The organism is Proteiniphilum sp. UBA5384 (assembly GCF_002410825.1).
GTDB lineage: Bacteria > Bacteroidota > Bacteroidia > Bacteroidales > Dysgonomonadaceae > Proteiniphilum.
This window is the reverse complement of record NZ_DHOS01000001.1, coordinates 112,574-128,394: the sequence shown is the minus strand read 5'-3', so window position 1 is coordinate 128,394 and position 15,821 is coordinate 112,574. Positions and strand designations below refer to the sequence as shown.

At 39.7% G+C, this 15,821-nt stretch carries 12 protein-coding genes; 4 read left to right on the top strand and 8 right to left on the bottom strand.

Going from position 1 to position 15,821, the window contains the following annotated elements:
* Window positions 1-9 precede the first annotated feature (9 nt).
* From B4G81_RS00495 to B4G81_RS00485, 3 genes are read right to left on the bottom strand one after another with little or no spacing between them, the layout of a single operon-like run.
* Complete coding sequence (locus B4G81_RS00495; RefSeq protein ID WP_294078905.1) at window positions 10-984, bottom strand: hypothetical protein; 975 nt, start codon at window positions 982-984, stop codon at window positions 10-12.
* Between the two features lie 12 nt (window positions 985-996).
* Window positions 997-1,401: a hypothetical protein gene (locus B4G81_RS00490; protein ID WP_294078903.1), complete on the bottom strand. Its 405-nt coding sequence runs from the start codon at window positions 1,399-1,401 to the stop codon at window positions 997-999.
* 35 nt (window positions 1,402-1,436) lie between these two features.
* Window positions 1,437-2,771: a BACON domain-containing protein gene (locus tag B4G81_RS00485; protein ID WP_294078900.1), complete on the bottom strand. Its 1,335-nt coding sequence runs from the start codon at window positions 2,769-2,771 to the stop codon at window positions 1,437-1,439.
* 496 nt (window positions 2,772-3,267) lie between these two features.
* On the opposite strand from B4G81_RS00485, the gene B4G81_RS00480 reads away from it, so the two are divergent.
* The 4 genes from B4G81_RS00480 (at window position 3,268) to B4G81_RS00465 (ending at window position 8,624) form a co-directional block, all read left to right on the top strand.
* A complete protein-coding gene (locus tag B4G81_RS00480) occupies window positions 3,268-4,176 on the top strand; it encodes a caspase family protein (protein WP_294078896.1) in 909 nt (302 codons plus the stop codon).
* Window positions 4,100-4,720, top strand: coding sequence for an RNA polymerase sigma factor (locus B4G81_RS00475; RefSeq protein WP_294078894.1), 621 nt, complete (start codon window positions 4,100-4,102; stop codon window positions 4,718-4,720). The genes B4G81_RS00480 and B4G81_RS00475 overlap by 77 nt, the downstream gene beginning before the upstream one ends.
* A 5-nt stretch (window positions 4,721-4,725) precedes the next feature.
* Window positions 4,726-5,529, top strand: a complete 804-nt coding sequence (locus B4G81_RS00470; RefSeq protein ID WP_294078892.1) for a hypothetical protein — start codon at window positions 4,726-4,728, stop codon at window positions 5,527-5,529.
* A 218-nt stretch (window positions 5,530-5,747) separates the two neighbouring features.
* On the top strand, window positions 5,748-8,624 hold the full coding sequence (locus tag B4G81_RS00465; RefSeq protein WP_294078889.1) for a CHAT domain-containing protein: 2,877 nt from the start codon (window positions 5,748-5,750) through the stop codon (window positions 8,622-8,624).
* A 378-nt stretch (window positions 8,625-9,002) separates the two neighbouring features.
* Here B4G81_RS00465 and B4G81_RS00460 read toward each other — a convergent pair whose 3' ends face one another.
* The 5 genes from B4G81_RS00460 to B4G81_RS00440 form a co-directional block, all read right to left on the bottom strand.
* A complete protein-coding gene (locus B4G81_RS00460) occupies window positions 9,003-10,658 on the bottom strand; it encodes a fimbrillin family protein (protein ID WP_294078886.1) in 1,656 nt (551 codons plus the stop codon).
* 40 nt (window positions 10,659-10,698) lie between these two features.
* Window positions 10,699-11,583, bottom strand: coding sequence for a fimbrillin family protein (locus B4G81_RS00455; RefSeq protein ID WP_294078884.1), 885 nt, complete (start codon window positions 11,581-11,583; stop codon window positions 10,699-10,701).
* Between the two features lie 8 nt (window positions 11,584-11,591).
* The gene (locus tag B4G81_RS00450) at window positions 11,592-12,479 is read right to left on the bottom strand and encodes a FimB/Mfa2 family fimbrial subunit (RefSeq protein WP_294078881.1); all 888 of its coding nucleotides are present in this window, start codon (window positions 12,477-12,479) and stop codon (window positions 11,592-11,594) included.
* 34 nt (window positions 12,480-12,513) lie between these two features.
* Complete coding sequence (locus tag B4G81_RS00445; RefSeq protein ID WP_294078879.1) at window positions 12,514-13,572, bottom strand: DUF3575 domain-containing protein; 1,059 nt, start codon at window positions 13,570-13,572, stop codon at window positions 12,514-12,516.
* An 808-nt stretch (window positions 13,573-14,380) separates the two neighbouring features.
* Window positions 14,381-15,484, bottom strand: a complete 1,104-nt coding sequence (locus tag B4G81_RS00440) for a helix-turn-helix domain-containing protein (protein ID WP_294078876.1) — start codon at window positions 15,482-15,484, stop codon at window positions 14,381-14,383.
* Window positions 15,485-15,821 lie beyond the last annotated feature (337 nt).

Here is a 15,821-nt window from a genome sequence, read left to right as displayed (position 1 = left end):
GTATTGAGTTTACTGATAATATTCTATCGTTCTTTTATAGGTGCATACCGTTTCACCGGCCGACGTACAGTTTTTTTCGATCCAATTTCCATGATGATCATAACAGTAAGTAAACGCACTTTCGGAATCTTCGTCATCGCCGTATGTATTAGTGATTTTGTGCGACGACGGATCATCCTTCTCATTGTAAGTATATTGATGCACCTTACCATCCGCGGTTTTTTCGTAGATTTTCCTTCCCTGTGCATCGTACTTTAATTCTCTGACAGGCGCTCCATCCATATTCTCCATATATTCGGCAACAAGACGGCCTTTATTATCGTAAACATAAAGCGCAGGTACAAACTGGCCTGTATCTCCCGTCTTATCCGCCCTGACTATTTTTCCGCTGTCGAGATAGGTGTACCTTATCGTCTCCTCGGGAATGCCCTTAATTCGGGGATACATAATGGTTTCTCTTTTAGAGTGCCCCTTTTCATAATCGAGATACCGCTGAAAAATATTGTTCATATATACGACACTCTCCCACCGCATTGAAGCGTATTCTCTATCGGATAGCGTTATCTTACGGTCTACTATACGCAACTGCCCGTCGATCATAGTGTACGAACACTCCATAACGCCATCTTCGGTTTCGTACCTCTCGATCATACCATCTGTATTGTAAGAGTAAGTAGAGATACGTGGGGTCTCGCCATCGCTCCAGATTTCCTGCTGAACAATGGTCTTGACTTTTCCTGTAAGAAAGGCTTTTGTAAGATCGGTCGTAAAGTTTTCTGTTGCGGTTTGTGACTGTTTGGCCTGCGATTGCAGTGTTGCAGTTGTTTGTTCTTTGTTCTTATCGCTCTCGCCGTTCAGCAATTTATCGGCAGATTCAAGCGTTTTATCCACTTTTTTAAGCGCCTTTTCAAAAAAAGACTGTGAAAAGGCAGGCTGCATCCACATTGTAGAGATGATAGCCGATAGGATGATTATTCGTTTCATATGACTTATCCGTTAGAATGATTTATAGCTGTCAACATACCATTTACCTGTGTCGTCGTCTTTTTCGAGTTCGACCTTGAATAGATCTTTAAAATCAGGATCGGAACCTGAAGTCACGTCGAACCATATATCAGCCCCCCCCTCGCTCACACTGGTAGATTCTTTATCGACAGTAAAAATATATTCCATTTTTTTAGCTTCCTCTTTAATAGCCCTAACCACGGCCTTTTCCATTGAAGACATTTCTTTCGAAGGGGTAAACTCTTCGTCTTCCATCATCTTGTTACATTTATCATAATCAGCATTAAGATACGCTGTGGTAAATTCTTCTGCTATTTTTATAGGGTCGGACGAAGTACCGCAAGCCGTGAGCAGAATAGCAATAGAGAAAAATAAAATCAAGTTTTTCATATTCATGATAGATATTCGTTTTTAATTAATATTGTAGCATTTTATTCGTTTCCCCACTTCACATATATTTCAGTAGTATTATCCGAGACATACAACGGTTTGTCTTGGAAAAAATGAAGGTAAGTTTCTCCATCTGTAAAATCAGCATCACTATAATACCCAACAATGGTTTTGCCTTGCAATGACGGAGTAAATAGCTTAACATCTTCACTCATCAAGGTAGTGCTGTAAATTTCGTGATACAACCCGAAACTTTTGTCTATACCATATTCATGCCCTGTGAAAAAAGTGGTTTCGCCCAATCCCTCTCCCCATATAAACTTTATATTGCACTGTTCAATCGGAGTAAATTCTGCCTTCGATATATTGGCTACCGTTGTCGGGTTTATACTATATCCTATTGATATATCATTCTGATAGATATAAGGCGCTTGGCTTGATTGGGTTCTGTTTGAAGTAATCGCAGTGATTTTTCCATTGGTAAGCGAAAAGTTTATCTCATCCACAAAATCGGAATGATAATACCTTCCAGTGTAGGTGTTTCCGCTCAAAGTCCACACATGTTTGGTTAATCCTATGCCAACTCTACCTATCAATTCAATGGTTCGTTTGGTATAATAGGAAATAGAGTTTGTGTTCCAGATATTTTCGGTCAATACATTAAACGTTTGTTTTTTTGTTCCATTGATAGTATATACTGTTTTATCTTCAATGTATTGTGTTACTTTGTCGTTTATAAAGCCCTTTGCGTATAGTTTTTTAGCATTTCTATTGAATGCCAACACATATTGCACTTCTTCCCATCTTGAAATATTGTAATTGTATTGTTTATAGTTGTTGGTAATAAAAATTTCATTATTTTCTTCAAGAAATCTTGTTAGAGCGTTTTGTAAATCTTGGGGTATCTCTTCGTCAGCATCAGGTTCTTTTGGGGTTGTACCATCCTCCTTGGTTGCTTTCTGTGTAATGGTAATCGTAATTTGAGTATCTCCACAAACGATTGTTATAATTGCTGTCCTGTCTGCTCCGGTTAGATTCTCTGTAAGATTGATAGAAATCGTATAATCTCTGGCTTCTTTTCCGGCATCGGGAGTAATTGAAATCCACTCGGGAGAAGATTTCCTGGAACTTTTCAATGAAGTATTTCTCAAATCATTTGTATCTGATTCCGAAATGGAAGAGGTCCAAGCCCCCTTGGTTGTAAAATTCACATCATTATTTCCTTTTAAATCATCGGCGAAGACACTTTGCGTTAACTGTTCTTGATTTGATACGATAATATTTTTATCTGTCACCGGATCGTCATCGCCACATGCCAAGAAGGAAAAACAAATAACCAACACTGCTAAAAAATTAAATAACATTCTCTTTTTCATAAAATTTACTGATTTATATTGTTAATTTATTTAAAATAAATTCATAAACGACCACTTTGTTATCAGCATCTGTAATACAATCAATAGTTTTACCGATTATTGTTGCTGGATCGAGATCCATATTAAATTACAAAATAAAAGCGTGGGCATGTTAAACTTACTATTATCAGACAGGCTCTGGTAAACCTCGAGTATAATAACAAGCAACAGCCCACGCCACAATTTTATGACTGTGAGAAAATCGCTTATTCTATACTCGAAACTAAAATTTACCAGATTTTGTCTGATAGAATAAACTTCAAACACTATACATGTTCTTTGTCTTGATAGACAAGGGCAAAGTTACAAAAAATGTTTTAATTTCTACTGGGCTGTTGCTATGCTTTAAATCATGCTTTTATTATACTTAGTACCCTAATAGGACAAAAGGTAACCTTGCAATAATAAATATTTTCATAAAATAGCCGTATATTTGTGCTTTTCAGGTTAGAAAAAGATGTATAGATCATTCTACACATTAATATTTTGTTTATTCGTTTGTTCATGTTTATACTCACAAACGAATAAGGCTTTATTTGTTGCCATAGATAAATATCCACCTAATAGCGGTTGGAATCAAATTCATGCAACTAACGATTATAAGCTTGTGTTGCCAATGCTTAAACGTTATGGCTATAAAGAGGCTGATGTCAAGGTATTGCTGAATGAGAAAGCTACAAAAGATAATATAGTGAAAGCCTTATCGAAAATGTGTAATACTGCGAAAAAAGGGGATTATATCTACATTCATTTTTCATGTCATGGACAACAAATGATTGATGATAACGGGGATGAACCCGATGGATTAGATGAAGCATTGATTCCTTATGACGCCCGAAGAAGATACGCCAAGGGTGTTTACGAAGGCGAGAACCACTTAAGGGATGATCAATTGGGTGCTTTCATCAATAAAATACGAGAGAAAACAGGATCAAAAGGGAATGTGACTGTTGTATTTGATGCGTGTCATAGCGGAACTGCAGATAGGGACGGAGATGATGAATGGTACGCAAGAGGCACTTCCTATGTTTTTGCTCCCGAGGGTTGCCAAATTAAGATGCCAAATAGTGAAACTGTTTCACTGCATTTACAAAATGGCAAACATCTTGCTCCGATAACCGTATTTGCAGCCTGTAAACCTGATGAAATCAACTATGAATATAAATCAAAAGTTGATTCAACTTATTACGGTTCTTTGTCGTATGCGCTCTGTAGCGTTTTAGAAACGAGCAGAGGCAAATCCAATGCAGAGTTTTACGAGTTACTGAATAACGAAATACAAACCATGTTTGCCGGAAGAAGAAGAAAGCAAACTCCTTATTTTGAAAGCACCGATGACAATAGGGTCTTTAAAATCTCAAGATAGAAAAGATGACAATAGAGATATTGATGATATTATTGCAAAAAATGAACGGGCAATAAAACAATTGTATGATATGTATAGAGACATGTTTATTAGATATTTTACAAAAACATATTCTATACAGGAAGCTGATGCTGCAGAAATATATCAGGAAAGTTTTCTTGCTATGTATCAGAACGTAGTCAATGGTAAAGTAACAACAATAACTTCATCTCTGAAAACCTATCTTTTTAGGATAGGAAAGCATAAAACCTATAACCGTTTCAGAGATGCAAAGCCAACGATAGAGTTACACTCTTCTATGCCGGATACCGACTCTGAGGATGGAGAACTAATACAAGAAGTAGTCTATGAAGTCGTTTTTGCGATGGAAAATCCATGTAGCCGGTTATTAAGCCTTTTCTATTGGGAGCGGAAAAACATGAAAGAGATTGCCGGTATAATGAATTATAAAAATGAGCAGGTAGCCAAAAATCGCAAGTCGAGTTGTATGAAGAAACTGAAAGAGCGATTGATTGCAAGGCTCAAAGAAGACGGTTTAATGTAAGAAATATGGAAATAGGAAGAAGCAGGGAGGAATTAATAGACCTCTATTTATTAGATAAACTTCTGCCTCAAGATCGAAAAGACTTTGAAGAAGAGATGCTTCGCAATGAGGAATTGCGTAAGGAGGTAGAATCCATGCGGCATATCATAACCGGATTTGAACGTAAAGGTGAAGTTGATGCAATTGATGCCATGCAAAATATGTCGGAAGAGCGAATCAAATCAATTATTGCTGATGTTGAAAACGGACATAAGCCGCCTGTAAAAAGAAGATGGTTATACTACTCTGCAACAATTGGAATAGCTGCAAGTATTGTCCTGCTACTATATATTGGATTTCAACCCAAGTATTCTTCTGAAGAATTGTATGGTAGTTTTTCTGCATTTGTTGCGTATGAATATGTACCCAGCCGAGGAGGAGGAGGTTTGAATGAAGACCTAGAACATTTGCTGGAACAAGCGGTCACCGTCTACAATCAGGGAAATTACACCGAAGCCTTATCCTTATTCGAGAGCATCACGACAGATGAAGAAGATGTATCGGAAGAGATAAAATTCTACGTGGCATTGTGTAAAGTACAAACAGGAAAAGAACCCGATGCGATAAAAGAATTGGGATATATTGCCTATTCTGTGGATTCTGAATTCAAGAGTGATGCTTTATGGAACCTTGCATTGCTATACCTGAAAGTTAAAGATCGGAATAGATGTTCCACTATCTTACAGAGTATAATTGATGATAAAAATAATCCTTATGCGAATGATGCTGATCGGCTCTTAAATAAATTGAATACAAGAAAATGGTTCTAACAATGAACATTATAAAGAGAATAGTTGCCACCGGTATTCTCATATTCGGTATCAACCTGGTATACGGACAATCGAAAATGCTAATAGGCGATAAAGACGATTATTGGACATTAGAAGATTTGGCTACTATTTATAAAGATGCCGGAAAATATTTTCTTGCCGATTCCATATACAATGAAATGATTCCCGTATCGAAGAAGTATTATGGCGAATCCGGTTTGGAATATGCAAAAGTGTTAAGCAACTTAGGAAAAATCAGAATCGAACAACAATTATATGCAGGTGTCGAAGAGATGCTTAAAACCTCCCTTTCTATAAAAAAACAAGTTGCGGGAGAATGCAGTATGGAGTATGCCGAAACCTTGAATATTTTGGGAGTGTATTATACTTTTTCCGGAAATATTAAGGCTGCGGAAACTGCTTTAGTACAGGCATCAAAAATAAAATTAGAATTGAAAGGTTCTGATGACATATCTTACGTTACTTCGTTGATAGATTTAGGAACACTAAAATTCATGACTCGTGAATTTTCAGAAGCTGAACAGTACTATAAAAAGTCTGTAGAATTGGGATGTATTGCCTCTGAACCGTTGTCTTTCGGCGGTTTAATGTGTCTGAGCTCGTTATATGCGACAATGGGCAAATATCCCGAGGCAAAAGTATATGTGGAGCAATATATTACAGCTATCAGAAGCAGCTATCCCAAAGAGCATCCCAATTATATAGCAGCCCTTACCAATCTGGGAGGATTTCAGGTCGTCCTGAGTGAATATGATGAGGCGGAACAGACACTATTAGAGTCGTCAGCACTATCGTTGGCTGCATTTGGGAAAAAACACAATTATTATATCCATTCGCTTAGCGGACTCTCCGTGCTATACAGCAAGACGGGACAATATGAAAAGGCAGAATCGGTAGCTGAAAAATCACTTTCAATAAGCAAAGCGCTACATGGGCAAAATCATCCGGAGATAGTAAGAGGATTAAACAATCTTGCTGCTTTATACCTGAAGACAGGGAACTATGTCAAAGCCATACAAGCCGTAACAGAAGCTATGGAAATAACAACCCAAACTGTCGGTCTGAATTCGATAGAGTATGTCAGATTATCCAACGTGTTGGCGAACATACATATCAGTAAGGAAGAATTTGAAAAAGCCTATCCTATATTGTTGCATGCAGATTCCTTGTTGGCTACTATTGAAGGAGGGCATACCGAATTGGAGCTGGCACTGCTCAACAATGTAAATCGAGTATTGTTTAACATTCAATCTGTTGAAGATACTGTATTAGAAAAAAGGCTTATTGAAGTAATCGAAAAAAAGAAAAGATTAATAGGAGAAAATGAAAGCTATTCTTTGTCATTAAGCAACTTAGCTTCATTTTACGATGAAAGAAATAAACACGCTCAAGCAAGAATCATATTTGATTCGCTACTTGTCGCAGTGGAGAGAAATTCCGGAGAAGAAGGCTTGCTATATCACAATATTCTTCTGAACTCGTCCATTAATTATGAATTAACAGGAGATGTTGAGCAAGCCAAACAATCGTTTATTTCATTTCTGGAATTGTCCAAAGAACGTGTGAGCAGCAACTTTGCATTCATGACCGAGAATGAACGCGAATTATATTGGAAGACATTGAATCATGGAATTAAACGTTGCCAAAGTTTTGCCGACCGTTACAAAAGCAAAGATACTGCACTCGCATATCTGGCATACGATTGCGAGTTGTTTTCCAAAAATCTGCTCCTCAGTTCATCTCAAGCCGTACGGCAATCCATTCTTGAAAGTAATAATAAACAACTTATTGCGGATTGGAATAGCTTATCCGCATTAAAAAATAATCCTCAAAGCGATACCGATACGATAAGACTTCTTGAGAAACGACTCATGGTGCAATCAAAAGAGTACCAACAATTACAAGCAAGCTTTTCAACGGTGTGGAACGATGTCGCCCTTTCTTTAGCAGATCATGAAGCAGCTATTGAATTTATTACTTATGAGGTTGCGGATTCGACAGGAATTGCAGAAAGGATATACACCGCATTGATTCTTAGGAAAAACGGGGCACAAACCGAGATAGGGATGTTGACACAATGTACCGAAAGCGATCTGAAAAAAGTGCTCCACTCATCCGCTTATGATTTTGACGCACTATATAATCTTGTTTGGAGCCCGATAGATGAATATTTGCATGGAATTAGAAACGTCTATATATCGCCAACCGGATTATTGAATTCTGTACCATTCGCAGCCCTTAGACATAAGGGAAAGTATCTTTTGGATCACTATTCCATACACACTGTTTTATCCTCAAAAGATATTATCTCATTAAAAAGTAATAGACAACAATTCTCCAACAGGCGGGCAATCCTATTTGGAGGAGCTGACTTTGGTTTAGCAACAGAAGATTTTGGCAACTCAGTTGTCCGTGGGCAAGGATTCGATTATTTACCGGGTTCGAAACAGGAAGTGGAGGAAATCGGCAAAATCCTATCGGATATGGATTGGAATGTAGCCACTTACATTGATAAAAATGCTACGGAAACCACACTGAAAGCGAATTTAGAGCAGAATGCTCCTGCATTATTACATATTTCGACACATGGATACTATTTTCCTCTTGCAGAAAAACTTTCTCTACCGGAATCTAATGAATTTTACAAACGGTCAGATAATCCGTTAATGCGCTGTGGATTACTTTTCTCGGGAGCAAATAGTACCTGGAACGGAGAGATACAAGCGGCAAATACGGATGATGGTATTTTGACTGCATATGAAATATCAAATCTGAACCTCTCAAATACAGGCCTTATAGTATTATCAGCTTGTGACACAGGGCTTGGTGATGTAGATTACAGCGAGGGTGTCTATGGCTTACAAAGAGCCTTTCGACTTGCAGGAGCGAAATCGATGATTGTTTCATTATGGAAAGTTTCGGATAAAGAGACCGTTACAATAATAACTGAATTTTATAAAAACTGGTCGAAGGAGATGGATATAAAACAAGCCTTCTCGGTAACTCTGCATAAACTACGAACGAAACATCCTGATGATCCTAAAAACTGGGCTGGATTTGTAATGATAGAATAGATGGCAATCCTTCTGAATCCGGCGGGCACCCCAACAAATAAGTATCTGATTATTAGTATATTTAAAACTAACAAAGCCTCCGTATTTTCCAATATACTGTATGGGTAGTTTGATTTATGGATATGATCAAGAAACTCTGTTTCGTTTGCTTTCAGGTGTATTATTTTTGGAAAGTTTGTTTTACTATTAATTATGCAAATGACAATACTCTCCTCATTATTTGTTATATGGTCACTCATTGTATTACATATTTATCATATTACAACAATGCGGGAATTCTTTCGAACCCCGCATTGCCATAACATTTCAGGTTAATAGTTATAAGTACTTATTTGTTTTCATTTGTTTATAAATTAAAATTGTGAATGATTGTTATATTTAAAATTCCCTTATCCAGCGGATATTACCATCATAGTTTTTGGGATCCGCAGAATAGAGACCCATTGCGAAATTAAAACTATAATAATTCCCATATCCGCTTATCTCCGATGAAGACAGATACCACTCGCTGACTGCGTTACCGCTGCCGTTAATAGCCATTCCGCCTTTTGCGGTGAGATGTGAGTTGAAGTCTGTGCGGGCTGCCACGCATTCAGATGAATCATAGTCCGGCATACTATTCGATGTCCAATTCACAATACTCTCATATTTTTTGCCGCTATACCCAGCGAAAAGCATTTTTAGTTCATCACGCGCAGGTAAGTACCAAGCACCGTTCTCGTTACCTCCATTCACCGTATTATAAATGTAGTAGAACGCCGGATAATCTGATGCAAATGTTCCGCTGCTCTTATATTTGGCAATCATGCTCCTGGTTGCCGTTGCTCCGTCTGTCACGCTGCGGATGCCTATTACGCCGGCTGCTTGTTCGTCATTATCAGCACCCCATTGTGAGACATAGGTTTCATTCAGCCCCACCACTTTGCCCTGAGCACCCAAACTGCCCGGTTTCACCCAGAACACGACACCTTCGGGGTTGGTTGCGTCAGGCCAGTAATCGCCCACAGTGTAAGATGTACCGGTTATCATATTAATCAAGTCGAGAGCATCTATCTTCAACTGAAAGTAATAGCTTTTGCCTTGTTCTATGCCATTTGAAAGAAAATAGAGATTAGTTCCTACATTGTAAGTTTTAGTGACAAGGTAATTATTCGTTCCATCTGTGAGGGATAGTTCAATGATTACATCGCCGGAATTCACGAAAACGTCTGTGTTTGTAGGCAACACAGCCATATAGCCTTCACATTGGCTTTTTCCGTCTTTAGTAGAAAAATTGCGGGCATCACCTGTTAATTGTAAAGTCAGAGCCGGAACTTTCGAAAAGTTAGTAACAGTAAGCGAAGCAGCATTAATATCAGTTAATTTAGCATTTGTAGCAAACACTGCTTTGCCGGAACTGAGTTTTACATTAATATTTGCCAACTTCAAATTATTGTTGCCGGAATTATTCCATACTGCAAAACGTAGTACCGAGGCGAGATGCTTGTATACCAGATTAATAGGGTTGCTGCCATCCACTGTTACAGTATTCTGTGCTTTCATCAACATATATGCACCCAAATGCGTAGAATTAGCTTGGTTTTGTATTTGATAAGCAGGTATATTTGCTTCAAGAAAAGATGCATAGCTGGTTCTAATATCCCAGGCCGTTGCCGGGAAGAATCCATAGACCGTGTATTGGCCATTATCGATACTTTCGGACTGGATAACATCGAATGAACAATTCTTGCTTTGTACATCTTGAGCAACGTTTGCTTCATAGTCCATTCTTTTGTATTGAGTGGCATCCGTCATGCTTGAGTTTCTAAAAAACACGGTGGTGGCATCTTTATTGCTCCAGTAAAATTTTTCGCCTTGGGTATAGTCGTTATTTTCTATCACCCCCGATTTGGTTGTCGGGTTTTCTTCAACGGTTGCTTTCAGTTGTGGGGCGAAGTTTTTTCCTTTGGGCCGAGGCACAACCTCTTCATCGTTATTACATCCATTCAGTAATAGAATGCCGACAAAGAATAAAAGTGTATATATATTTTTCATTGTAATTTCTTAATTAATTGATTTCTTCTATTCATCTCTCTTAGTTCCATGAAATTCCTCCTCCCTGACTATAGTCACTCCCCGTGTCTTCCACAACGCCGCTACCTTTTTTCAGGTTGAGGTTAAACGTCAGCATTTTGCCACTTTCTAGTATGGTCAGTCCGGTGGGAATCTTATAAGTGAATGTCTTTCCATTCAAAGTGATTTCTATCAGGTCTGTACCTACGGCAGGGAGATTCTGAGGCGCTACGATAAGACTCGTGCTTGCTCCCTGTTTATGCGGATAGGCATCGGTACCGGAAGCAGACGCATAATTAATGGTGGCATCTGTATAATTTACTGAAGCCGTTGAGAAGAGGTTTTTCAAACCGACAGTGGCACTACTCAGTTCACTTTCGGTGTAATCATTGCTTGACAGGCTTACTACCAGCTTGTGCATGAGATGGTTAAAAGTCAGATAAACTGTCCCGCCTTTCGCTACTCCTGCAATTTTAGCTCCCAAAAGATCGGGATTTGTCGCTGTGGCGGCATTGAATCCATCAATTGCTATTTGCCAAAAAGTAACATTGGGATAGTATGCAATGAAGTCGTAAGGTGGCTCTCCTAATGCCAACAGAAAGTCTTCAGACCATTGTGTGCCTGAATAGTCGCCTGAAATCAGATTATCCCAGTGGAGTTTTGAAGAGCCGATTGTATAATCACTAAAACTTATAGTATGCGGCAGTTTGTCTGCGAGTAATAAAATTTTATCCCCGTTTTCCAGATTACCTCCACCTGTGACCGGGTCGATAGCGGCTTTTGTGGTTCCGCTCACAGATGTTATTATTTTCACTTCTTTGTACGAATTGTCTACTTCCTCGTCGTTCGAACAGGAGGTAAATCCGCAAACGCACGCTATACTCAGTGCTATTACTGTCTTTTTCATTTTCATGTCTATTTTGGTTCTATTTCAGATGCTATCTCATCCTGTACTGCCCAGCCTTTTATCGTCGATTCAATTCCAATGGCTGTAAAAATTTCCATATTGCCAGTTACCCCCAGAGGCTTATATTTGTCATTATTGTTGAAGCTCGCGAGTAGAGGACTTATATCCGATATTATATGTTGATTGGCTCCTCCTTTGTAGTGTATGTCCAGTATTAATTCCTGCTTTTCGGTAGTTAATCCTATTAAACGTACCGAGGCCGATAACTTGTTGCCATTCCGGATAAATAGCGGGATAACCTTTAGACCTGTTCCCGAATAGCTGTTGGTTTTCAAGTTCATTGAGTTGGCTACTCCACTCAACGAGGCTGTTATTAATTCTATATTGTTAATATCGCCGTCTGTAACAGTCAGTTCTATGTTCAGCTGACGTATTTGCTGCGTCATAACGGTGGTAAACTCGTGATGGGTATCCTTTTTTATCTCCACTTCATCGCTTGCGCTGAAAAACCAACCCGGGAGCGCTTCGATAGTGCTCGCGGCACGAGTCATGACACCAATAGTAGCAATTCCATTCGACACGGTGATATGCTCAGCCGTGTTGTAGAAGTAACCGCGATATATTCCCGCGTCGAACAAATGTTCGATGATGTGCTTGTCTGCGTTAGCGGTAGCCTTATGTTCACCGATTTCGATTGTGTAACTCGCCGGTTTAGTGATGCCTTCGCCCATCTTAGACCAGTCGGTGGTCAGCGTTATCTTTCCGTGCTGAGGATGCGCCGTTTCATAAATCGGGTCATGGACATTGCAGCCCAACAGGACGAAAAATGAAAAGTGAAAAGTAAAAAATTTTACTCCCCAGCCGGTCAGATTTCGTTTGCTAATTCTTATTTTCATATATATTTCGTAATTATTAATTCGTAATTCATAATTATTTCGCTAATTTCCAGATTAGCGATACTCCCGCCTGAGTCGGCCCAAAGAAATTCTTGCTCTGGTCGCGCTCTTTGTAGACACGGGTTTGGTTGACAACATTGAATGTATCGTAGCTTGCACTGTTATAGCCCAACCCGAGATTGAAGTCCAGAGCGAACGAATGCCCTAACGGTAATTGATAGCCTGCAGTTGCTCCCGTGTTCCACATCGAACCCTGATAGCCGGTGTCGTCTGAAAACAGACCGCCAACCATACCTTTATATATATTGTATTTGGAGTAGTTTCCTCCCGCACCCACATAAAAGCGTCGGGCATTGTCCATATAGTAGCGCAGTTCCGGATTCACGAACCATAGTTTTTGTACTTTTCCATGTTCGTCGCCCCAGTAGCCGCCCCCGGCATCAAGCTTCACATCGATGCGGTTTGTGCGGTACTCCAGTCCAAGATTAGGAACTAACATTGCATCATACAGCAGGTTGGTACGCAGGCTAAGATCGTAATTACTTTCTTTCTTAACTTCTAACGGCACAGAATCGGGCGCAGGTGTAGACCGTGGCTCCTGTTTTGGCTCTTCAACCACAGGCTCAGGCTGTGGAGTAAGTTCAGGTTTACGTTCCGGCTTAGGGTCGGACTGCGGTCTCTCTTCCACGACGGGCTGAATCTGCGATACGCGCAGCGTCACAACCACAACAGACTTGTGCCCCTCATAAGGCAATGCGTGAATGGTAGTGGTAAAATTCTCCTCCTTGATGCCGTTATGCACGATCAGTTCCGACTTTACACGGTTGGCACGTATAGCAGCCGATTTGAAGTTCTCGCTTTGCGTTGCATAGGACGAACAGTAACCCGCTACGTTTATTCTCACCGTACCATTGGCAACCAACACTTTATATCGGTCGATAGTTGTAAACAGTTCTTCTAACTTGTCTCCGTTACCCAGATAGGGGATGTAGAAGGTGTCGTTGTCGGCAACGAATTTAAATACAATCGTATCGCCATTCGGATCGACGGGCTTGTGGGTTTGGTTGCCGGGGGTCTGTCCGAATGCCGTCAAAACACCGAGCAAAAAAAATGTCGCAAATAAAAATTTTATTCTCATTCTTTATAATGTTTATTAATTTTGGTGCTGAAATTTCAGATGTGAACGTTGTTAAACAGGAGCGCTATACAAAGCTACAGCCTCCTTGCGAGACCGTTCCTCCCAAAACAAGTAAATATGACATCGAATTTTGGGATTTTTTGCTTAGTCATTCCCAAAACTTAAATTCTGTGTCGGATTTTGGGAATTGCCCCACTTTACAATCTGTGTGTATTTAAAATCTATCAGGCGTCCGTATCAGATTCGGCATCAAAACTCTTTCGGTAATCTGTCGGAGTCATACCTGTTACGGCGACAAAATTGCGATCAAATGTGTTGCTGCTTCTTATGCCCGATTTCTTAGCAATTTAGGCAAGCGGGATATCGCTTTGTTCGACAAGCAACCGCTGAGCCTCCGCTATGCCAATAACGATAACAAGAATATATATATATTTCTCACCCACAGCAGTCTTCGCTTTTCGGTATCGGAGAAAAAATGGTCGAGTTTCCGACAGTATCTGTTAAAGTAAGCTAAAGATGCGAATCGTCTGGCAATGCGATAGCTCTTCAGCAACAGGCAAATTCCCAGCACCAGAGCCCCCCCCGACATTAGCCATACAAGTTTAAAGTAATCGAATTCGAGCATATTATTTACGATAGAAAATACATAATACACAAAACTACGATGTTCTGCCCAAACAAAAATTCCCAAAACACGTAAAAATCATATCCTGTTTTGGGATTTTTTGTTAATCGCAGATAAAAAAAAGCCTGAAATCAACTTTCAGACTCGTTTACTATCTTTCTCTTCAACTTTGTTTCGCCGCCGGTATTCGGCCGGAGTCATGCCCGTTACGACAACGAAATTGCGGTAAAAAGTGCTGTTACTGGGAATACCCGACTGCTCGGCAACCTCTATAAGCGACAGGTTGTAATGGTTGTCTAATAATTTCTGGGCTTCGGCAATGCGCAGAGAATTGATCCATGCCTTGAAATTCTGACCGAATCGGGCATTGATATGCCGCGAAAGGTAAGATTGATTGGTACACAGTTCGCTGGCCAGCGATTCCATCGTTATATCCTGCTGTATAAACCCTTTTCTGTGTATCCAGGATTCAATGGCTGCCGAAATATCCTGATTGTCTGAATAATTACGAGAAGTTCTACCCTCTGAAGCATCAACAATCGGAGCAATTCGACGAAACAGGTTTACGTAATTGATATATTTAATCGCAAAAAACGGATACAGAAGTAGGTAAGAAAAAATAAAAATGAGATATGCCGTTTGACTTGCAAACAGTGGAATAGTGGCTGCCATCAAGCCCACGCCTGTTGCCATAAAAAATATATTGCGCACCCATACCGTCCTGCGCTCTTCATCACCGGAAAAGAAGTTGTCCAGTTTCTGACGGTAACGCTTATATTCTCTCAGGAAGACTGTTACTAGCAGTACCAATTGCAGGCAATAAAGCTCCAGTACAACGTAACAAGCCCAAAGAAAAATAGTTGGTGGTAACTTGAAATAAATGACAACTAACGTTGTACCACAAATCAAGATCGGGATTACCTGAGCCCATATCTTGCGTGCAGTAACGAATCGGGAGTTGATCAGAGTGATCAAAGCTGAAGTAAACAGTAATGCCTGAAGCGGGGCGATGGTCAAAGTAATGGCCAGCAGCAATGATCCTCCTTCGGGCTTTAACAAGTGAAATGCCTGTGACAGACCGACAGTCGAAAGAACGATGTATGCGATAGCCAGCAATACGCGTGAAATGCGGTAGCTTTTAAGGGCGGCTTCTTTTGGCACATAAACAGCCAACAGACAAATACCCATTATTAATACTACAACGGCAGCAATTAATCGTATTGTTAGAAAATAATCGACCATAAGCACCTGATTATAAATCCCCTGTAAAGATACGAATTTAGCAGAATATGAAAGGCGTAATCGTTAATTGAATTTGTCAGGGAAATTGTATTTATTAAAAATCATACTGAAAAAGTTGGCAATATAAGGATAATGTATATATTTACACGCATTAAGTCGCTCTTTGAGTATGGCAGAATAGTAAAGCGGATCTACGAACTTTGCTCGTTTCTAAGTCGTCACTTATTGATGAAATATTTTTCGCAACTTTCTTGTTTACAGAGTAATTTGAAAGGTATTGTCTTGTGTTGTCTCTAAACTGTCTTTTTAGAGATTGAGCGGAAGACGGGACTCGAAC